This is a genomic window from Flavobacterium sp. 38-13 (assembly GCF_001899155.1).
GTDB classification, from domain to species: Bacteria; Bacteroidota; Bacteroidia; order Flavobacteriales; family Flavobacteriaceae; genus Flavobacterium; species Flavobacterium lindanitolerans.
The window spans coordinates 543,832-562,810 of sequence record NZ_MKVG01000007.1; the positions used below are offsets into that span (position 1 = coordinate 543,832).

The 18,979-nt window shown below is 35.7% G+C and carries 25 protein-coding genes; 24 read left to right on the forward strand and 1 reads right to left on the reverse strand.

Translation table 11 applies throughout. The features are described 5' to 3' along the window. Positions 1-140 precede the first annotated feature (140 nt). The 14 genes from BGO88_RS05520 to BGO88_RS05585 all read left to right on the forward strand — a co-directional run bounded on the left by BGO88_RS05520 (position 141) and on the right by BGO88_RS05585 (position 10,650). Complete coding sequence (locus tag BGO88_RS05520) at positions 141-362, forward strand: DUF2795 domain-containing protein (protein WP_022828503.1); 222 nt, start codon at positions 141-143, stop codon at positions 360-362. A gap of 87 nt (positions 363-449) precedes the next feature. Next, positions 450-3,806 (forward strand): preprotein translocase subunit SecA, encoded by a 3,357-nt coding sequence (gene secA, locus BGO88_RS05525; protein WP_056069850.1) that lies wholly within the window; start codon positions 450-452, stop codon positions 3,804-3,806. Positions 3,807-3,957: 151 nt separating this feature from the next. Then, entirely contained in the window at positions 3,958-4,368 is a 411-nt protein-coding gene (locus BGO88_RS05530) for a nuclear transport factor 2 family protein (RefSeq protein ID WP_286706220.1), read from the forward strand. A gap of 89 nt (positions 4,369-4,457) precedes the next feature. Further along, complete coding sequence (locus BGO88_RS05535; protein WP_286706221.1) at positions 4,458-4,817, forward strand: DUF4180 domain-containing protein; 360 nt, start codon at positions 4,458-4,460, stop codon at positions 4,815-4,817. Positions 4,818-4,838: 21 nt separating this feature from the next. Then, positions 4,839-5,354 (forward strand): hypothetical protein, encoded by a 516-nt coding sequence (locus tag BGO88_RS05540; protein WP_286706222.1) that lies wholly within the window; start codon positions 4,839-4,841, stop codon positions 5,352-5,354. Further along, positions 5,344-5,715, forward strand: coding sequence for a VOC family protein (locus tag BGO88_RS05545; protein WP_286706223.1), 372 nt, complete (start codon positions 5,344-5,346; stop codon positions 5,713-5,715). The genes BGO88_RS05540 and BGO88_RS05545 overlap by 11 nt, the downstream gene beginning before the upstream one ends. A gap of 275 nt (positions 5,716-5,990) precedes the next feature. Further along, a complete protein-coding gene (locus BGO88_RS05550) occupies positions 5,991-6,305 on the forward strand; it encodes an ArsR/SmtB family transcription factor (protein ID WP_286706224.1) in 315 nt (104 codons plus the stop codon). Positions 6,306-6,353: 48 nt separating this feature from the next. Continuing rightward, positions 6,354-6,932, forward strand: a complete 579-nt coding sequence (locus BGO88_RS05555) for a Crp/Fnr family transcriptional regulator (RefSeq protein ID WP_286706225.1) — start codon at positions 6,354-6,356, stop codon at positions 6,930-6,932. 90 nt (positions 6,933-7,022) lie between these two features. Beyond that, a complete protein-coding gene (locus BGO88_RS05560) occupies positions 7,023-7,247 on the forward strand; it encodes a tautomerase family protein (protein ID WP_286706226.1) in 225 nt (74 codons plus the stop codon). A 12-nt stretch (positions 7,248-7,259) separates the two neighbouring features. Beyond that, positions 7,260-8,006: an SDR family NAD(P)-dependent oxidoreductase gene (locus tag BGO88_RS05565; RefSeq protein WP_286706227.1), complete on the forward strand. Its 747-nt coding sequence runs from the start codon at positions 7,260-7,262 to the stop codon at positions 8,004-8,006. An 18-nt stretch (positions 8,007-8,024) separates the two neighbouring features. Further along, complete coding sequence (locus BGO88_RS05570) at positions 8,025-8,402, forward strand: nuclear transport factor 2 family protein (RefSeq protein WP_286706228.1); 378 nt, start codon at positions 8,025-8,027, stop codon at positions 8,400-8,402. Between the two features lie 3 nt (positions 8,403-8,405). After that, the gene (locus tag BGO88_RS05575) at positions 8,406-9,479 is read left to right on the forward strand and encodes an NAD(P)H-dependent flavin oxidoreductase (protein WP_286706229.1); all 1,074 of its coding nucleotides are present in this window, start codon (positions 8,406-8,408) and stop codon (positions 9,477-9,479) included. Between the two features lie 106 nt (positions 9,480-9,585). Further along, positions 9,586-9,834, forward strand: a complete 249-nt coding sequence (locus BGO88_RS05580; RefSeq protein ID WP_286706230.1) for a hypothetical protein — start codon at positions 9,586-9,588, stop codon at positions 9,832-9,834. A 24-nt stretch (positions 9,835-9,858) separates the two neighbouring features. Beyond that, the gene (locus BGO88_RS05585) at positions 9,859-10,650 is read left to right on the forward strand and encodes a DUF3667 domain-containing protein (protein WP_286706231.1); all 792 of its coding nucleotides are present in this window, start codon (positions 9,859-9,861) and stop codon (positions 10,648-10,650) included. A gap of 77 nt (positions 10,651-10,727) precedes the next feature. On the opposite strand, the gene BGO88_RS05590 is transcribed toward BGO88_RS05585, so the two are convergent. Beyond that, complete coding sequence (locus BGO88_RS05590) at positions 10,728-11,657, reverse strand: phage tail protein (protein ID WP_286706232.1); 930 nt, start codon at positions 11,655-11,657, stop codon at positions 10,728-10,730. 158 nt (positions 11,658-11,815) lie between these two features. Between BGO88_RS05590 and BGO88_RS05595 the strand changes: the two genes are divergently transcribed. The 10 genes from BGO88_RS05595 (at position 11,816) to BGO88_RS05640 (ending at position 18,897) form a co-directional block, all read left to right on the forward strand. Continuing rightward, on the forward strand, positions 11,816-12,229 hold the full coding sequence (locus BGO88_RS05595; RefSeq protein ID WP_286706233.1) for an ester cyclase: 414 nt from the start codon (positions 11,816-11,818) through the stop codon (positions 12,227-12,229). Positions 12,230-12,283: 54 nt separating this feature from the next. Continuing rightward, positions 12,284-13,408 carry a chromate efflux transporter gene (gene chrA / locus BGO88_RS05600; RefSeq protein WP_286706234.1) on the forward strand — a complete coding sequence of 375 codons (1,125 nt, stop codon included), beginning with the start codon at positions 12,284-12,286 and terminating at the stop codon, positions 13,406-13,408. A 178-nt stretch (positions 13,409-13,586) separates the two neighbouring features. Next, on the forward strand, positions 13,587-13,913 hold the full coding sequence (locus tag BGO88_RS05605; RefSeq protein WP_286706235.1) for an ArsR/SmtB family transcription factor: 327 nt from the start codon (positions 13,587-13,589) through the stop codon (positions 13,911-13,913). Between the two features lie 55 nt (positions 13,914-13,968). Beyond that, positions 13,969-14,439 (forward strand): DUF6428 family protein, encoded by a 471-nt coding sequence (locus BGO88_RS05610; protein WP_286706236.1) that lies wholly within the window; start codon positions 13,969-13,971, stop codon positions 14,437-14,439. A gap of 118 nt (positions 14,440-14,557) precedes the next feature. After that, positions 14,558-14,974 carry an arsenate reductase ArsC gene (locus tag BGO88_RS05615; protein WP_286706237.1) on the forward strand — a complete coding sequence of 139 codons (417 nt, stop codon included), beginning with the start codon at positions 14,558-14,560 and terminating at the stop codon, positions 14,972-14,974. Positions 14,975-15,054: 80 nt separating this feature from the next. After that, a complete protein-coding gene (locus BGO88_RS05620) occupies positions 15,055-15,282 on the forward strand; it encodes a hypothetical protein (protein ID WP_286706238.1) in 228 nt (75 codons plus the stop codon). Beyond that, a complete protein-coding gene (locus BGO88_RS05625; RefSeq protein WP_286706239.1) occupies positions 15,279-15,899 on the forward strand; it encodes a hypothetical protein in 621 nt (206 codons plus the stop codon). The genes BGO88_RS05620 and BGO88_RS05625 overlap by 4 nt, the downstream gene beginning before the upstream one ends. A gap of 689 nt (positions 15,900-16,588) precedes the next feature. Next, on the forward strand, positions 16,589-17,941 hold the full coding sequence (locus BGO88_RS05630) for a hypothetical protein (protein WP_286706240.1): 1,353 nt from the start codon (positions 16,589-16,591) through the stop codon (positions 17,939-17,941). A gap of 176 nt (positions 17,942-18,117) precedes the next feature. After that, the gene (locus BGO88_RS05635; protein WP_286706241.1) at positions 18,118-18,318 is read left to right on the forward strand and encodes a hypothetical protein; all 201 of its coding nucleotides are present in this window, start codon (positions 18,118-18,120) and stop codon (positions 18,316-18,318) included. A gap of 276 nt (positions 18,319-18,594) precedes the next feature. Next, positions 18,595-18,897 (forward strand): hypothetical protein, encoded by a 303-nt coding sequence (locus tag BGO88_RS05640; protein WP_286706242.1) that lies wholly within the window; start codon positions 18,595-18,597, stop codon positions 18,895-18,897. The last annotated feature ends 82 nt before the right edge of the window (positions 18,898-18,979 follow it).

Below are 18,979 nucleotides of genomic sequence, written 5' to 3' on the forward strand. Positions count from 1 at the left end.
ACAGGATAAAAATCCGAAACCGCATAATCCGGTCTGGAAGCCAGAAAAAACGTTCTTGACTTTTTTAAAATAAATACAATTTTACTTGACTATTTCAGTAAAAAAATTATTTTTGCATAAAACTATTAAATCGATATCAGATGTATTGGACATTAGAATTGGCATCCTATTTAAGTGATGCGCCGTGGCCTGCAACCAAAGACGAACTTATCGACTATGCTATTAGAGCTGGAGCACCCTTAGAAGTAGTGGAAAACCTTCAGTCCATAGAAGACGAAGGTGAAATCTACGAATCAATGGAAGAGATATGGCCTGACTATCCAACTGACGAAGATTATCTTTGGAACGAGGATGAGTATTAAAAATAATAAACACAATGAAAAAGTCTCAATAGAGGCTTTTTTTTTGCTTAAATTTGCAACATTTTATAAATAGAAATATAACAACCCATGAGTTTCATCAACAGCATATTAAAAGCTTTTGTAGGTGATAAATCGGAAAAGGATGTAAAAGCCATCATGCCGATTATCGCGAAGATAAAAGCACACGAAGAAACATTAGCTGCTCTTTCGCACGACGAATTAAGAGCAAAAACTATTTACTTCAAGGAGAGAATTAAGGAAGCACGAGCTGAGAAAGATGCAAAAATTGCCTCTTACAAACTCGAAGTAGAGAAAACACAGGACATTGATGCCAGAGAAGACATCTATGCTTCAATCGATACTTTGGAAAAAGAAGCTTACGATATTTCCGAAAAGACCTTGATGGAAATCCTTCCTGAAGCTTTTGCCGTTGTAAAAGAAACAGCCAGAAGATTTAAAGAGAATACGCATGTAACAGTAAAGGCAACACCAAAAGATCTGGAACTTTCTGCTACGAAAAGTTATATTACTATCGAAGGCGATAATGCAATATGGGCTAATAGCTGGAATGCCGCAGGAAAAGAAATTACCTGGGACATGATTCACTACGACGTTCAATTAATTGGAGGAGCCGTACTTCACCAGGGTAAGATTGCCGAAATGCAAACGGGTGAAGGTAAAACATTGGTTGCTACGCTTCCGTTATACCTGAATGCACTCACAGGAAATGGTGTTCACCTTGTAACCGTGAACGACTACCTTGCAAAACGTGATAGCGCATGGAAAGCGCCTCTTTTCGAATTCCACGGACTTACGGTAGAATGTATTGATAACTACCAGCCAAACTCTGAAGGAAGAAGAAAGGCCTATAATGCTGATATTACTTATGGAACAAATAACGAATTTGGTTTCGATTATTTGAGAGACAATATGGCTCATACTCCGGAAGAACTGGTACAGAGAAAACATAATTACGCAATTGTCGATGAGGTCGATTCGGTTTTGGTAGATGATGCCAGAACTCCGTTGATTATTTCAGGTCCGGTTCCTCAAGGTGACCGCCACGAGTTCAACGAGCTAAAGCCAAAAGTTGAAAACCTGGTAAACTTACAAAGACAGTTAGCAAACGGGTTTTTAGCAGAATCTAAAAAACAATTAAAAGAAGGCAATACTAAAGAAGCCGGATTTTTATTACTAAGAGCTTACCGAAGTTTACCAAAGAACAAAGCTTTAATCAAGTTTTTGAGTGAAGAAGGGGTAAAACAACTGCTTCAAAAAACTGAAAACCACTACATGCAGGATAATAACCGCGAAATGCACAAGATTGATGAAGCCTTGTATTTTGTGATTGAAGAAAAAAACAATCAGGTTGAATTGACAGATAACGGAATCAAATTCCTTTCTGGAGACACTGACAATGATTTCTTCATTCTGCCAGACATCGGAACTGAAATTGCAAGAATCGAAAAAATGAATCTTGACAAAGATGCTGAAGCCGAAGAAAAAGAAAAACTTTTTCAGGATTTCAGCGTAAAAAGCGAGCGTATCCACACTTTAACGCAGCTTTTGAAAGCTTATACCCTTTTTGAAAAAGATACAGAATATGTTATCATCGACAACAAAGTATTGATTGTTGACGAACAGACCGGACGTATTATGGACGGACGTCGTTATTCTGACGGATTGCATCAGGCAATTGAAGCAAAAGAAAACGTAAAAATCGAAGCGGCTACCCAAACATTTGCTACCATTACATTACAGAACTACTTCAGGATGTACAGCAAACTGGCAGGTATGACCGGTACGGCAGTTACGGAAGCAGGCGAATTATGGGAAATCTACAAATTGGATGTTGTTGAAATCCCAACCAACAAGCCAATCGCCAGAAAAGATAAAGAAGATTTAATTTACAGAAGTACCCGTGAAAAATTCAATGCGGTAATTGAAGATGTTACCCAGCTTTCTGCTGCCGGAAGACCGGTATTGATTGGTACTACTTCTGTTGAAATATCAGAATTATTGAGCCGTATGCTCAAGATGAGAAACATTCCTCACAACGTACTTAACGCTAAAATGCACAAGCAGGAAGCGCAAATCGTTGAAGAAGCTGGTAAAGCCGGAGTTGTGACTATTGCTACCAACATGGCAGGTCGTGGAACGGATATCAAGCTTTCTCCAGAAGTAAAAGCTGCCGGTGGTTTAGCCATTGTTGGTACGGAGCGTCACGATTCGCGTCGTGTTGACCGTCAGTTGAGAGGTCGTGCCGGACGTCAGGGAGATGTGGGTAGCTCACAATTCTATGTTTCTCTTGAAGATAACCTGATGCGTTTATTCGGTTCAGAAAGAGTTGCTAAAGTTATGGACAGACTTGGTTTGAAAGAAGGCGAAGTAATCCAGCACTCTATGATGACAAAGTCTATCGAAAGAGCACAGAAAAAAGTAGAAGAAAACAACTTTGGTGTACGTAAGCGTCTTTTGGAATATGATGACGTTATGAACGCCCAACGTGAAGTAGTTTACAAGCGTCGTCGCCATGCTTTGCACGGAGAGCGTCTGAAAGTGGATATTGCCAACATGATGTATGACACTTGCGAAGTGATTGTTGAGGCGAACAAAGCGTCCAATGATTTCAAAAACTTCGAATTCGAATTGATTCGCTATTTCTCTATTACCTCTCCGGTAAATGAAGCTGATTTCGCAAAAATTTCAGCTCAGGAACTGACAGGAAAAGTATACAAGTCGGCTTTGGAATTTTATAATGAAAAAACCGCAAGAAGTGCAAGAGAAGCCTACCCTATCATCAAGAATGTTTTTGAAAACGAAAGCAACCAGTTCGAAAGAATCGTTGTTCCGTTTACTGATGGAATCAAAACCCTTAATGTCGTAACCGACCTGAAAAAGGCATACGAAACGGAAGGAGCTCAATTGATAAGCGATTTCGAGAAAAACATCACGCTTGCAATTGTTGATGAAGCCTGGAAAAAGCACCTGCGCAAAATGGACGAATTGAAACAGTCTGTTCAGTTAGCAGTACACGAACAAAAAGACCCTTTATTGATTTACAAGTTCGAAGCTTTCAACCTGTTTAAAAACATGATTGACAATGTCAATAAAGAAGTAATCTCTTTCTTATTCAAAGGAGACCTGCCACAACAGAACAATCCTGAAATCCACGAAGCAAGAGAAGTTGCCCGTCCAAAAGAAAACTACAAGACTTCAAAAGACGAGATTCCAAATACTGACGAAGCTGCTGCTGCAAACCGTGAAGCCGGACAAACACAGAGACCTCAGGTGACGGAAACCATCGTACGTGATATGCCAAAAATCAACCGTAACGACAATGTTACCGTGAAGCATGTCATGAGCGGCAAAACCGAAACTATGAAATACAAAAAGGCAGAAAGTCTTTTGGCTTCTGGCGAATGGGTCATAGTGAATGAGTAATTTTAGATTTTAGATTTGAGACTTTAGACTTTAGACTAGAGACTTTAGACTAAAAACTTGAGACTTGAGACTTTAGAATATAAATCCCCGATTGCAATTTGCAGTCGGGGATTTTTTATATTTGATAGATATATAATTGCTATCTACTATTATGGATTCTACCACTAAACAAGAAACATTACATACAATTCAAAACTATCTTGGAGCGCTTGCCCAAAGAGATTTAGAAAAACTATTGACTTACTTTCCTGAAAATGTAGACTGGTTGGTGCCGGGAAATGAAGAAGTGGCTCCCTGGCTCGGAAAGAAAAGCACTAAAAAAGAAGTTAAAGCCTTTTTTGAATTATTATGGGCTAACACAGAACCTTTGGGTGCCACAATTGATCATATTTTGGCAGAAGATAATCATGCCGTAGTAACAGGTGAATTTTCTTCCCGAATGACCAGAACCGGAAAAACATATGAAAGTTTATTTTCTATACATTTCACGATTGAGAATGGCTTAATTATTCGCTATCGTTTGTTGGAGGATAGTTATGGGCTTGTAAAGGCTTTGAGTTAATAATTTTGATTTGAGATTTTTGATTTGAGATTTTTGATTTCAAATTTCAGTCAGGGATTTTTTTATATTTGGAAAACATCCTCATGATTATGAAAATAAAAACGCATACCTTAAAAGACACCAACATAGCCGAAATAATTTCAGATGATGAAATAATCAAAACCTCAGATGACGGACTGGATTTACTTGGCAATTTGTATTATCAGGGTTTTGACAAAATCATAATCTATGAAAAAAACATCACTTCGGCTTTTTTTGACCTGAAAACAGGAATTGCGGGCGAAATACTCCAAAAATTTTCAACCTATCGTGTCCGTCTTGTCATTGTGGGAGATTTCAGCCGCTATCAGAGTAAAAGTCTGAAAGATTTTATTTTTGAGAGCAATAAAATGGGACAAATTTATTTTCTCCCTTCTTTGAATGAAGTTTTGGAAAAATTTTCAAAATAGTCTTAACTTAAACTCTAAAATATGCTAATTGATACTTTTTGGAAACTGCTTCTCAAAATTATAGGATTGTGGCTATTATTCAGTTGTATTTCTATAGTTCCTCAATTTTTATCGACAATTTCATTTGCGAATGGAAGCATCGATTTCCAAAGCCTACTATTACTTTGGCTAGGACTTTTTTCGGTTATCGCATTTTTTATAATTACAATAGGGTTATTCCTTTTTAAAACAACCTGGATTATCGAAAAATTAAAACTTAACCATAATTTCAAAGAAGAAAGAATAGACCTTACTATTAAAAGTACAACTGTGCTAACCATTGCAATAATCATAGTAGGTGCACTGATATTGATAGAAAGCCTGCCTGTTTTTTGTTCAGACCTAATTACTTTTTGGCAACAGAAAGAGTTTTTAAAAGATTATCCCCGATCAGGCTGGCTTATTTATCACTTCATAAAAATAATAATTGGCTACGTTCTTCTGACAAATGCAAAGAATTTCACTAAATTTATAGAAAAAGAAAGCCATGAAAATTAAAACCACTTCTATTCGTCCTTTTATCGGGGCCCAAAACTTTGAAATATCCCGTAGCTTTTACAAAGATTTAGGATTTGAAGAAGTCGAACTGTTTCCTAACATGTCCTTTTTCAAAACACAGGAAGGTTTAGGGTTTTACTTGCAGGATGCTTATGTGAAAGACTGGATAGACAATACCATGATTTTTTTAGAAGTAGAAGATGTACAGGTCTGTTGGGACAATCTTTTGTCCTTAGACCTTACCTCTAAATACAAAAATGCAAGACTCGTTCCTATCCGCAATCACGATTGGGGTAGAGAGTGTTTTCTTCATGACCCATCGGGCATATTATGGCATTTTGGTGAGTTTTTTAAGTCATAGTTTCATTATAATAATTAAACCATAAAACAATCCGGCTGATACAAATCACTCTATAGACGACTGACCAACAGAGCAACCCATTAAAAACAAAAACCCGAGAGAGAGGGGTGTTATTTTTTTAGACCCTTACGGACATATTATTGCTTTTGCTCAGGCATTGATCCACTAACCATAACATTCACCAAAATAAACATTAAAACATTTGTGATACCGAAAAGTTGCATTTAAATTTGCAACCAATTAGTTGCTTCTACTGTTTATCAAATTAAGACAATATGAGAAGAGATATTTTCCAGGCAATTGCAGATCCAACCAGAAGAGCCATTATCGCCATGATTGCTTTACAGCCCATGACTCCTAATGCCCTCGCAGAACATTTTGACACTACACGTCAGGCAGTCTCAAAACATCTTAAAATATTGGCTGAATGCGAATTGGTAAAACCAGAACATCAAGGCAGGGAAATTTATTACCAGCTTGAAATTAACAAGATGAAAGAAATAGACAAATGGCTCGAACAGTTCAAAAAAATCTGGGAAAGCCGTTTCAGCCAATTGGATGATTTATTGGATACAATAAAGGAACAATAGTATAGCAATTTCAAAAACAAAGGTCATAGCCATAATAAACATATTAAAATGGAAGGCAAAGAAATCTTAAAACAGCATATTGCAAAAACCGCTTCCTTATCAGAAGAGGAGTTTGAACATTTCTTTTCACATTTCAAAGCCGAATCTTTTAAAAAAGGTGAGGTCATTATCAACGAAGGTGATGATGTCGAAAAAGAATACTTTGTCCTTTCCGGTTGTCTGAAAGCATTTTTTATGAACGACAATATTAAAATGCATATCCTTCAGTTTACCATGCCTACCTGGTGGACATCAGACTACGCCGCTTTATACAACAAATCCAAGGCTACCATCACTATTGACTGTATTTCAGATGCAGAAGTCATTTCGATTACTAATGAAGCCAGAGAGAAAATATGCCGTGAATTACACCAGGTCGAATATTTTTTCAGATGGCGGACTAACAAAGGCTATGTTGCGGCACAAAAAAGGCTCCTTTCTTTCATGAATAATGATGCCAAAACCCGATATGAGGAACTACTGGCACTCTACCCTGCCCTCTATAATATGGTTCCGAAGCATCTGATTGCGGCCTATCTGGGTGTTTCAAGAGAAACCCTGAGCAGGTTGTACAATTCTTCAAAATAGCCTGCTACGGAATGTGACCTATGTCACTCATCCCTCCTAAAATTCCTCCCTTCCTTTGTACTATAAATTAATCATTTAAAGTACAAGACCATGCCCTATGTAAAAATTGAACTAACCCGTGAAGGTGTTACAAGAGAACAGAAACAGCAATTGATTGCCGGCGTAACAAATCTCATGAGCGATATATTAGGCAAAGACCCCAATCTTACTCATATAGTCCTACAGGAAATAGAACTTGACGACTGGGGTTTTGCCGGAGAACAGGTTTCGGTTCTGCGCGAAAAAGGTATTACGGCACAAAAAAGCAATTCTTAAAAATTAACAACAATGAAAACAAAAACAGCAATAATAACAGGAGCATCAACCGGAATCGGAAAATCTATTGCAAAGCTATTTTTAGAAAAAGGATACAATGTAGTAATCAATTCTGCTAATGCAGACAATCTTAAAAACGCCCAAAAAGAGTTGGGACACGAAGAGCATCTCGTTTCGGTAGCCGGAGATATAAGCGACATATCAGTAGGAAAACAGCTTATTGAAACAGCCGTCAAACATTTTGGCAGTGCCGATGTATTGATAAACAATGCTGGAGTCTTCCAACCCAAACCTTTCCTGGATGTAGAAGAAAAAGATTTGGACCGTTTTTTAGATATTAATCTCAAAGGAACTTTTTTTACAAGTCAGGCTGCTATCAGGCAAATGCTTACTCAGGACGGAGGAGCCATCATCAACATAGGCACCGTATTGGTTGACCACGCTATTGACGGTTTTCCAGCCACCGCGCCCATTTCAAGTAAGGGAGGTATTCATGCACTTACGAAACAACTTGCCGCTGAATTTGGAAGAAACAACATCCGTATCAATACTATAGCTCCCGGCATTATACGAAGTCCGTTACAGTCCAAAATTGGGGTTGCCGATGCTGATAACCTCGCAGGATTACATCTCCTTAATCGAATTGGAGAAACACAAGATGTTGCTGAACTTGCCTTATATCTTGCTGAAAGTAATTTTGTAACCGGAGAAATCATCAATCTGGATGGCGGTCATGTAGCCGGACATCGCATCGCTTAATCACTAAAAACAGAAAAGATGAGAAATATAAACGAAGACAGAAAACTGATAACTTCCGTACTGGAAGATTATTTTAATGGTATTTTTGTAGGTGACATCCATCTGCTCCGAAGCGCTTTCCATCCGATGGCATTTTTATCAGGCGATATAAATGGAGAACCTTATTTTAAAACGTTTGAAGAGTATTTGGAAGGTGTAAAAAATCGAAAAAGCCCGAACGCATTAGGAACTAAATTTGGTATGGAAATCATCTCCATAGAAATTATCAATACGATTGCCGTTGCGAAAACCCACGTTCCTATTTTTGAGTACAATTATTACGACCTGCTCAGTCTGTCTCTGATTGATGGAAAATGGGTTATCGTTAACAAATTATTGACACATATAAATGAGTAAATCATGTGGAATAAAACTAAAATAACAGAGTTGTTAGGCATCCAATACCCGATATTGCAGGGTCCAATGGGTGGTGGTTTTTCGACTGCTGAACTTCTTGCCACTGTTTCCAATGCAGGTGGATTAGGCAGTTTTGGAGCCTATACTCTCACTCCTGAAGAAATAAGGGAAGCAGGAAAAGCAATCAATGCTAAAACCGACAAACCTTACAATATTAATTTATGGGTATCAGATGTTGACAAAAGCCTGGCTGATTATCCAAAAGAATCTTTAGACAGGGTAAAGGCACTATTTAAGCCTTACTTTGACGAATTGAATATTCCATTGCCAGAATTATCAACAGACATTCCTTCCAAATTTGAAAAACAGGTAGAAGTTTTGTTTGAAATTCGCCCGGCTGTGTTTAGTTTTATATTTGGCATACCTTCCAAAGAAATTCTTGCAGAAGCACGCAGGCTGGGTATCAAAACAATAGGCGCGGCAACAACACTCGATGAAGCGTTGGCATTAGAAGAAGCCAGAGTTGATGCCATTGTAGCTTCCGGATTTGAGGCCGGAGGCCACCGTCCGTCTTTTCTTAGGCCGGCACAGGATTCTCAGACCGGACTCTTTACACTTATTCAGCAGCTAAAAGCAAAAACAACTACACCAATCATTGCTGCCGGAGGAATTACAGATGCCAAAGGTATTACCGCGGCACTGATGCTGGGAGCAGATGCCGTTCAATTAGGCACTGCTTTTATGGTTACTGACGAATCAGGTGCTACTCCTCTACATAAAGAGGTATTGCTTTCCGGCAGTCCAAAACATACGGTTCTTTCAAAATCACTCACCGGAAGAGTGGGCAGAATGGTAAGCAACAAAATAGCTGACGAAGTAAAATTTGAAACCGAAGTATTGCCATTTCCTTTACAAACCAGGCTAATTGCTCCTTTAAGAGTAGCTGCTCTGGCACAAGGAAGAACAGATATGATAAATTTTTGGTCTGGACAAAACACTGCAACCCTAAAACATCATAAGGCAGATGAGTTGATGCAGGCTTTAATTACAGAAACTATAAACCTATTCAAGGCATAGAACATCCGTTTTTAATTTAGAAATATAATCCCTACTAGTAATAGCAATTGGGGATTTATTATATTTGGGATGTTTTTAACATAATGCAAAACAACAATCCAATCCTATGAAAACCAACAAACTCTCTGAATTAACGCTGGAAGAGCTGCACAAACAAAAAAATACACTAAAAAGTGTCCTGATTGCATTCAGTATCGTAATGCTTATAGCATGTGCCGGACTTCTTTTCATAGGTATAAAAAGTAAAAATTTCGCACTTATTGCCATTATTCCGGGTTGTATGCTAACGATGCTTCCAAATTATATTCGCTTTGGCCAACTTAATACAGAAATCAAATCGCGAAACTCCAAATAATAACTTCCAACATATTTTATAAAAATGGAAAACAATTGCCTGAACTGCAACCGCCCTATAACTGAAAATTTTTGCAGTAACTGCGGACAAAAAAAATACAAAAGGATTGATCGCAAATACCTCATTGATGAAGTCCAATATCTGGCCGTACACACCAATAAAGGCTTTTTCTATTCTCTAAAAAATGTTGCCAGAAACCCTGGAAAAACGGCAAAAAAATTTATCGATGGTGATAGGGTTAATCATTATAAACCCATCCTACTCGCCTTTGTATTGAGCGGTATTTCTGCCTTCCTTTCCTTTAAAGTCATCAAGTCAGATGTAATAATGGAAAATTACATGCAAAAAATCTATGGGCAACAGAAATTAACTATGCCCGGTATGCATGATGCAATGTCCTTATTGTCGTCCTATAGTTCAATAATCATGTTACTGTTAATTCCACTGGCTTCGATTGTAACAGCCCTGGTATTCAAAAAATGGGGAGAGAATTATTACGAACATGTAATTATGAATACCTATACTTTGATTTATTATACAATCGTTTCCATTGTTGTTTTCTTTCCAATCTTATACCTGTTGAAAGATACACCGGCAATCTTTGTGACTTTCATGACGCTCTCAACCTTTATTGCTTATCCGATTATTATGGTATGGTTTTATAAGGAATACTATACACAAAAAAGCATAGGCGATATTATTCTTAAAGTATTATTGGCATTAGCGATAGGATTTGTAATTTACATGATAATCATTTTTGGGATGGCGATATGGATGGTTATGAAAAATCCGGAAATGTTTATTCCTAAAAAATAATAAATAAGTTTTGCATAAATAAAAAAGCGGGCTTCCTTTCCGGAAACCCGCTTTTTTATTATTCTTTTTAAAGTTTCTTAAAAATAATAAGGTCCGGCCCATTCGCTGCTGTCATTGGATGTACAATTGGCTCTTACATAAAAAGCCCTCCAATTACAGAACATATTTGAAATAGATATACCAGTTGTAGAAGTAACAAAAGTATTTCCTGCAGCAGGATTATCAGTAGCTCCCTGAACAATAGAAATCGTATAACTTTGTGGCGTACCAGCTAAATAGCTCCATGAAAAAGCTCTGGTTGCGGTACCACTATTACAACTTCCTGAAACAATCCAACTTGACAAATTAGTAGGTTTCGGACATCCATTCATAGTTGTATAGCTGAATTTGACAAAAGGAGTTTTTTCGCCAGAAGCACAATAAGAACGTACATAAAAATCGTAGTTTGTTGAAGCCTGGATTCCTGTAAGAGTTTTTGAAGAAGTCCCGAAAGAAGTAGTTGCTTTGGTTCCGGTTCCTAAAGTAAATTCTACCGGTCCATATTCCACTTCGTAATATTCTGCATATCCGCCTGAATAGGTAAATTGAAGGTCAATCTGATCAGGATATAATTGACCAAACTGTACTGAGGTAGTTCCTGTACATTGACTGGCTTGTGTTGTAACGCTTGAAAGTTTATAAGGGGCGCTGTTTTCTGTGTCGCTACAAATTCCGGTAATATAAAAATCATAAGTTGTAGAAGGAACCAGTCCGGTAATTTCTACCTGTGTATTTGAAGTTACTACAGATGTTCCTGTTCCCTGTCTGAATCCGGTAGGACCATATTCTACCCTAAAGGAATTGGCATTATTGCCGCCAGTAAAGTAAAGTGTTACCGCAACAGGAGTTGTAGAAAAAGTAACTGATTCTACTTTTCCGCAACTAGATCCTCCATCATCTCCGCCGGAACATCCCATCAAAAGGATAAATATAAACAGCGCTGCAAAGGCCGTAATTTTAGTTTTCATTCGTTCGTTTTTTTTAGTTAGCTTGTTAAAAATGCGCGGCAAGATAGTAACATTTTAATTCTGGAAAAAATATTTTGGCAAGATTCGTAAGCAGGCTATATTTGATAAATTTTAAATTATTAATTGCTCATATACAGCGATAAAAACAGACAATAATAATGGCAAACGAAACATTGATACGAGAATTCATGCAACGTATCTGGAACGAAAAAAAATTGGAAGACATTCCCAAATATCTGGCACCGGAATATACCATTCATCTTGACAATGCAGATCCCTGGGAAGGCAAAACGTTGAACCATGACGAATTTGCAACACGATTGCATCATACCTTTGGTCCATTTCCTGATATTCATTTCGACATCAGGACGGCCATATCAGACGGCAATATTGTCGCCATCACCTGGATTATGACCGGAACAAATACCGGAAACATTGGCGAATGGCCCGCAACGAACAGAAAGATAGAAGCACATGGCATGACGTTTTACCACATTAAAGATGGAAAAATTGAGGGACATACACAGGCCTATGACAGAACGAGCATTATGAAACAATTGGGATTTATTTGATAATTTAAAACGATACTATTATTTGCATCAGTAGCTAACAAATAAACCAAAAGCGTGAAAAAAGAGCATCGCCTGAAAGAACTTACACAAGTTTTTCTAAAATTAGGATTTACAGCCTTTGGAGGTCCTGCGGCCCATATCGCTATGATGCAACAGGAAGTTGTAACCAAAAGACGCTGGATGTCTGAACAGCATTTTCTTGATCTGATAGGCGCTACAAACCTGATTCCCGGACCTAACAGCACCGAAATGGCAATTCATGTAGGACAAGACAGGGCTGGTTGGAAAGGTTTATTAATAGCGGGACTATGCTTTATACTCCCTGCCGTTAGTATCACTTTATTTTTTGCATGGCTTTATCAGCAATATGACCAACTTCCGGAAGTACAACCATTCATATACGGAATAAAACCGGCCATAATAGCAGTAATATTGGCTGCCATTTATCCGTTAGCAAAAAAATCTTTAAAAAACCTGCAATTGTGGGCCATTGGTTTTAGCGTACTATTGCTGTCTTTATACGGAATTAATGAAGTTTTTTTATTGTTCGGAGCCGGAATATTAGCAATGGCAATACACTTTATAAATCAACAGCGAACTGCGGGTTTGTTTATTCCTATCACTTTGTTGCAAATTTCAGATTCTGAAGTTGTATCTGCTAAAAACCTCAATCTTTTTCTTATTTTTTTAAAGATTGGTGCTATACTTTATGGTAGCGGATATGTATTATTTGCTTTTTTAGATGCAGAATTGGTCGCAACCGGACTGCTCAGCAGGCAACAGCTTATAGATGCCATTGCTGTTGGGCAATTCACACCCGGACCTGTTTTTTCCTCGGTTACTTTTATAGGATATCAGATTAACGGACTGTCAGGTGCACTTATTTCTACTCTGGCTATTTTTATGCCCTCATTTATTTTTGTGGCCTTGCTCCATCCGCTGATGAAAAAAATGCGCAGCTCAAAATTGTTGTCCGTATTTTTAGATGCCGTAAATGTAGCCTCTGTAGCCATCATCATTACAGTTTGCTATGAAATGGCAAAAGACAGTATCACAGACTGGAGAACAGTCGTTATTGGGATAATCAGTTCGCTTATTGTCTTCAAATTCCGCAAAATCAACAGTGCCTTTGTAGTCATTGGCGGAGGAATTTTGGGGTATTTGCTTTATATCGTTTAAAAGATAACTTTAGCTGAGATTTCTTATATCTTTTGGTTCCTTTACTTTAGTCACTTTATCCTAATCTTTTATTCTCATATATTGCACAACGATCAAAAAAGACAAGGAAAATATGCAGCAAAAAAATATTTTACGCGTAAAATATTTATCGTAATATTGCAATATTAAATTATAAAAAATGGGAGCAACTAAAACAGAACATTTTACAGACAAGCAAAACCAAATAGCTACCATAGCCAAAGCATTGGGACACCCCGCAAGAATTGCCATTATTGAATATCTGGCAAAAGTAAACGAATGTATTTGTGGCGACATTGTCAATGAGCTTCCTTTGGCACAACCAACGGTTTCGCAACACCTGAAAGAATTAAAAAATGCCGGAATCATCAAAGGAAGTATTGAAGGAAACACAATCTGCTATTGCATCGATGAAAAAACAATTGAGATTCTAAACACCTACTTTTCTCAAACTGTGCAAACCGTCACAAAGGCAAAATGCTGTTAGGCATTTTTTTTGTTAACCTATATCGCAATATTGCATTAAACAAATAAATAAAACTATGAAACTATCAGAAGTAAAACAAATTCTTCCCTCTCTCGAAAATGTAGAATTCCAATTAGAAGACGGAACATTTGTACCGGAACATTTTCATGTTACCGAAGTAGGTATGATTACTAAAAATTTTATCGACTGTGGCGGTACTATCCGAAAAGAAAAAGTCGTCAACTTTCAACTTTGGAATGCAGACGATTACGAACACCGGCTAAAACCAGGTAAACTGCTTACCATCATTAAACTTTCGGAAGAAAAACTGGGCATTGGAGATTTTGAAATTGAAGTAGAATACCAAAGCACCACCATTGGCAAATACGACCTGGAGTTTAACCAAAAAACATTTGTATTGAAAAACAAAACTACGGCCTGCCTGGCTCAGGATGCCTGTGGTATTCCATCAGAAAAACAAAAGCTTAATTTATCAGACCTGCGTGCAAACAGTTCAGGCTGTTCACCCAATTCGGGCTGCTGTTAATAATATGAAACAAAAGCTTATCAAATATAAAAAGCCCATAATCATCACCACATCAGTAATAGTGTTGCAATTAATTTTTGGTTTCGACGCAAAATTCTGCATCTATTAGTTTAAAATTATGACAAAAAAAATACTCGTGCTCTGCACAGGAAACAGTTGCCGAAGCCAGATGGCCGAAGGCTATCTAAGGTATTTTGCCGGCAACAAAGCTGAAATTTATAGTGCCGGAATCGAAACCCATGGCGTAAACCCAAACGCTATTGCTATCATGAAAGAAGACGGTATTGATATTTCTGCCCATACTTCCAACCACATCGACGAATACAGCCACATCAACTTTGACTTTATAATCACCGTTTGTGACAATGCCAATGAAAGTTGCCCAATCTTTCTCTCCAAAGCAAAAAAATTCCATCACAATTTTCCTGACCCGGCAAAAGCTGTGGGAACAGTCCACGAAATTACAGCACAGTTTAGAACCGTAAGGCAAAGCATAAAGGAATACTCCCAGAATTTTGTTGCAGAAAATTTGTAGTTGGCAGATTATATAGAAATGAAAATCCTCAATTGTAGATTGCAGTTGAGGATTTTTTATATTTGAAAAACGCTAATTGTATGAAAAAGCTTTTAATCACAATCACATTGTTTTCTTCGTTTCTTACTTCATCCCAAGAAATGGAAACTGCTGAAGATGAAATCAGCTTTGAAAAAGCTGTAACCCATGCTTATCGCGAAGAAAATAAGAAAGTCCTGGAAAGCTTCACTTCATTTTTAAACCAATATCCAGATTCTTTTCTAAAACCGAGAGCAAAATTAATATTGGAATTGTTTTACGAAAATTGAGCAGAAACGATGAAGCTATTTTAATATTTTCGGAAATTTTAAATTCTGATTACAATGAAAAAGAATCTTATGGTGGAATCATAGAACAATATGCTCTTTATAAAAACAGGAGTGCAAAAGAATTAGCCGAAATCTATTTCGAAAAAAAAGAATATAAAAAAGCTTCCGACTACATCTATCTATTTGACAAGAAATATAAATACTTACATTTTTGCGGAAAGGAAATGAGAGCTGACGATATCTATATTGCCACATCGTATGCAAAACTCTTTTTAGCACAAAACAAACCCGAAAAAGCGATAAGCAAATTATTGCCTTATCTTTTTGATGACGGATTGGCAAGCAATTCAAAAGCATTAGATATTCTTGAAGAAAGCTTAAACATGAAATATAGCAACCAAGAAATTAAAGTTTTAGTCAATACAGCTGTAAAAAGCCTAAAAATCAAAAACGAAGACGAAGCCAATATAACTTTCCTTGGAAAAAAAATAATGCTTTTTGATTATCAGCTTTATAATCCTAGAAATCCAAACCTAAACGCTAATCTCGAACTAAGTGGTCGGGAAAAGTTTGAGGCAGTTCTTTCTAACCATACGCTGTTTTCAAAATATTTGTAATTGAAATACGAAAAAGCAAATTGGAATAAAAATTCTGTTTTTACACTATGAAACTATTTAAACCTACTCCTTTTCTAATTGTATTTGGAATTTTAGAAATATTTCTTGCTCTTACGGCAATACATTATCTTTTCTTTAAGAATAAAGGCGGAATGGCTTTGGCAAGTGTTGTTACTATTATATTCGCTTTTAGTTTTTTATATTGAGTTATTGATCGAAAAGCAGTTCATATTAAATACATCAACATAAAAGTTTTGTAGATAGTAGAAATAATCATAATCCTTTGTATGGCTATTTATGTGTATTTAAATGGGATTCCGACAATGTAAAAACCCCTGTCAAACTAAATTTAGAAGTTGGCTTTGCAATAAAAATAAATATAATGGTGACCTATAGGTTGGTAATTCCTATATAACAATAGCTTTATTAGATAATTAAAAATTTATTTGAGCCAACTAACATTTTTATGAACTTTTTCAAATTCTTCAGAAAGAATCTAAAAAAATCTCATATAGCGAATTTTAACAAAACTTTTATATATTTGAGAACCACAAATCTTTCCAAGACACCATTTTTTTGCTTAACAATATACAATAGTATCTAGCAATAAATACAATAACAAAATCTCATCTATATAAGAATCATTAATAATTCTAATGGTTCAAGATTTTATATAAATAATTAAAATTATGAAGCAAACGAATTTAGTTTCTCAACAGTTACAAGTACAATTAAAGTTAAAATATACCTCATGGCTATTCATTACAGATCAGATTTTAAGAATAACAGTTTTATTATTCTATTTGAATAATAATTTTTCAACTCCTATTTTTATTATAGTTCAACTCCTTCAATTAGGCTTATTAATATTTTTCTACAGTCGATATCAAAAAAAATTAGAGAAAAAATATTCAAAGTATTTGAACCCTAAATATTCTTCTGAAAATCCCAAAATTACAATTAATGATGAAATGCCCGAAGGACTACTTATCTATCAAGCATTTTTTGGTTTTTTCTTCTCATTTTGGTTTTATTATCATATAATGAGCTCTCATAAGTGGTACATATATATACTAATACTTTTTCTTTCCATTCTTTCAATGGCTATTTGTATTCTGCCTGTATTTTTCTCATTAAGATATAGAGAGTCATTAGGAATAATTTCTGCAACTCCACAACTTGAGAAGAAATTCAAAATAAATAATGACGATATCATTTCTATAGGATATGAAGATGTTAGTAAAAAATATCCTGACATATTCTTATCAGATGAATTAATAGGCTTCGGAATTGTGGAACTCGATCCAATAGACATAAATGACACAAGAATAGCTAAGCTCGAAAGTGAAGTAAAAAACATTAATTATAGATCTGAAGCGTGGATGCTTGAAAGTGTTTTTTTAGGAGGGCTAGCTTTTTCAGGATTTTTAACAGTCGCTTCAGCTAATTTTTTGGGAAAAGAGCCAGAGGTTTTTAAAAATTTTATTTCACATTTACATATTTACTATGGACAATGTATTGAAAATAATTTAATGAGTTGGATTACTGAAATTCAAACTCACTTTTCTCGTCATGATTTATATATATTAATAATGCTTCTTTGCTTACTAAGCAGTGTGTTCTTTTTTTTGGTATTAATAATAAGATTAAGATTAAATACCTTATCCCTCAATATGGATCATTTATTGCGTATTTTAAATATTTTCAACAGTAAAGAAGAAGAACTTTTTAATTTAAAAATGGAATCAGAATCAAATGATTTTCAAATCCGAAGATTAGAAAAAATTCAAAAAAAAATTGATACCGCATTAATTGATGCTGAAAAAATTTTAAAAGAATTGAAACCAACATCAACCATGATGAATACATATAGGACTATCGCTGTATTTCTTTTTTATATTGTTTTAATTATATCTGGCTTTTATTTTATGCCTATCATTGCTGTATTAATTCTTTCTTTATTCATATTTACCCAAATATTTGGAATGTTTGAAAAACATTCGAAGTTTGAACGAATTAAAAATTTAATTAAAAAACATTAAATAAATAGTCTAGAACCTACTCTATTATTACACACAAAACCCCTACCATCTTCAAACAAAAGTTAAATGGTAAAGTTTTCTTTGCCGTTTAAATTTTCCCAATAAACACACTGTCAACTTCCTATATGACAACATTTTAAAAATAATACCTCATCTTTGTTTTTAAATAATTAAACATGAAAACAACAGATCAAAGCCACATAAATCTTTTCGGATTTACTACACCCAACAGTCTACAAAAAAGCCTGAATTATATACTATTCAACTACCTCAACCAAAAAAATCTAATATTACCCGATAACTTCCAAACCATTATCGAAGATTTTTATTTTCTTCTTACTTATCTACAAGAAATCGAAGAAAACAAAAGTAAATAAGCACCCAACCTTATGACCTTTTTGACTTTTTAGCTTTCAACCTTTGAACTTTCAACTTTCAACTTTCGACTTTCGACTTTCGACTTTCGACCCCTTATTATCCCTTCTATTTTTACTACCCTCAAGTCACTTACTCCTGCATTTTACCACTTATCCGCTATAGCTACCACTTATTACTTTGCGCTAGGATAATTTAGGATTAATAAAAAACTTTGTTTCAGATTAGCCCAAGTCTACTGCCCCATTATAACAACTAGAAGCTTCAACGAAAACATCATGTTAAGAATTAATTTCCTATCCAGGCTTACACTCATTTTATGTACATACATAACAGTGGTGCCATGCTTTATAGGAACCAAAAGTTTTTTTACTTCTAAACAAAAACAGCCATTAATCCGAAAAACGGATGTAAAGACGAAAACGGACACATTATTGGAGAACCTTGCAAAAGAAGATACCATAATTATACAGCCAAAAGAAACAGATAATTCTAAAGCTGAATTGGATATAGCAAATAAAGTCTTACCTGGAAACGTGATTTATTCTCCGCTTTTTGCAGACAGTGGTGCAGCTTTGTAATGATGATACAGAAAAAAGCTGTTTACAAAAAAGGCTAATGGTTAAAATATTCAGGTTAAATATTTTTAATTAAGGATCATTA

What these genes read in the sequence shown, in the direction of transcription:
- BGO88_RS05520 (WP_022828503.1), top strand. Translation starts at nt 141, where the DNA reads ATGTATTGGACATTAGAATTGGCATCCTATTTAAGTGATGCGCCGTGG.
- secA (WP_056069850.1), top strand. Translation starts at nt 450, where the DNA reads ATGAGTTTCATCAACAGCATATTAAAAGCTTTTGTAGGTGATAAATCG.
- BGO88_RS05530 (WP_286706220.1), top strand. Translation starts at nt 3,958, where the DNA reads ATGGATTCTACCACTAAACAAGAAACATTACATACAATTCAAAACTAT.
- BGO88_RS05535 (WP_286706221.1), top strand. Translation starts at nt 4,458, where the DNA reads ATGAAAATAAAAACGCATACCTTAAAAGACACCAACATAGCCGAAATA.
- BGO88_RS05540 (WP_286706222.1), top strand. Translation starts at nt 4,839, where the DNA reads ATGCTAATTGATACTTTTTGGAAACTGCTTCTCAAAATTATAGGATTG.
- BGO88_RS05545 (WP_286706223.1), top strand. Translation starts at nt 5,344, where the DNA reads ATGAAAATTAAAACCACTTCTATTCGTCCTTTTATCGGGGCCCAAAAC.
- BGO88_RS05550 (WP_286706224.1), top strand. Translation starts at nt 5,991, where the DNA reads ATGAGAAGAGATATTTTCCAGGCAATTGCAGATCCAACCAGAAGAGCC.
- BGO88_RS05555 (WP_286706225.1), top strand. Translation starts at nt 6,354, where the DNA reads ATGGAAGGCAAAGAAATCTTAAAACAGCATATTGCAAAAACCGCTTCC.
- BGO88_RS05560 (WP_286706226.1), top strand. Translation starts at nt 7,023, where the DNA reads ATGCCCTATGTAAAAATTGAACTAACCCGTGAAGGTGTTACAAGAGAA.
- BGO88_RS05565 (WP_286706227.1), top strand. Translation starts at nt 7,260, where the DNA reads ATGAAAACAAAAACAGCAATAATAACAGGAGCATCAACCGGAATCGGA.
- BGO88_RS05570 (WP_286706228.1), top strand. Translation starts at nt 8,025, where the DNA reads ATGAGAAATATAAACGAAGACAGAAAACTGATAACTTCCGTACTGGAA.
- BGO88_RS05575 (WP_286706229.1), top strand. Translation starts at nt 8,406, where the DNA reads ATGTGGAATAAAACTAAAATAACAGAGTTGTTAGGCATCCAATACCCG.
- BGO88_RS05580 (WP_286706230.1), top strand. Translation starts at nt 9,586, where the DNA reads ATGAAAACCAACAAACTCTCTGAATTAACGCTGGAAGAGCTGCACAAA.
- BGO88_RS05585 (WP_286706231.1), top strand. Translation starts at nt 9,859, where the DNA reads ATGGAAAACAATTGCCTGAACTGCAACCGCCCTATAACTGAAAATTTT.
- BGO88_RS05590 (WP_286706232.1), bottom strand. Translation starts at nt 11,657, where the DNA reads ATGAAAACTAAAATTACGGCCTTTGCAGCGCTGTTTATATTTATCCTT.
- BGO88_RS05595 (WP_286706233.1), top strand. Translation starts at nt 11,816, where the DNA reads ATGGCAAACGAAACATTGATACGAGAATTCATGCAACGTATCTGGAAC.
- BGO88_RS05605 (WP_286706235.1), top strand. Translation starts at nt 13,587, where the DNA reads ATGGGAGCAACTAAAACAGAACATTTTACAGACAAGCAAAACCAAATA.
- BGO88_RS05610 (WP_286706236.1), top strand. Translation starts at nt 13,969, where the DNA reads ATGAAACTATCAGAAGTAAAACAAATTCTTCCCTCTCTCGAAAATGTA.
- BGO88_RS05615 (WP_286706237.1), top strand. Translation starts at nt 14,558, where the DNA reads ATGACAAAAAAAATACTCGTGCTCTGCACAGGAAACAGTTGCCGAAGC.
- BGO88_RS05620 (WP_286706238.1), top strand. Translation starts at nt 15,055, where the DNA reads ATGAAAAAGCTTTTAATCACAATCACATTGTTTTCTTCGTTTCTTACT.
- BGO88_RS05630 (WP_286706240.1), top strand. Translation starts at nt 16,589, where the DNA reads ATGAAGCAAACGAATTTAGTTTCTCAACAGTTACAAGTACAATTAAAG.
- BGO88_RS05635 (WP_286706241.1), top strand. Translation starts at nt 18,118, where the DNA reads ATGAAAACAACAGATCAAAGCCACATAAATCTTTTCGGATTTACTACA.
- BGO88_RS05640 (WP_286706242.1), top strand. Translation starts at nt 18,595, where the DNA reads ATGTTAAGAATTAATTTCCTATCCAGGCTTACACTCATTTTATGTACA.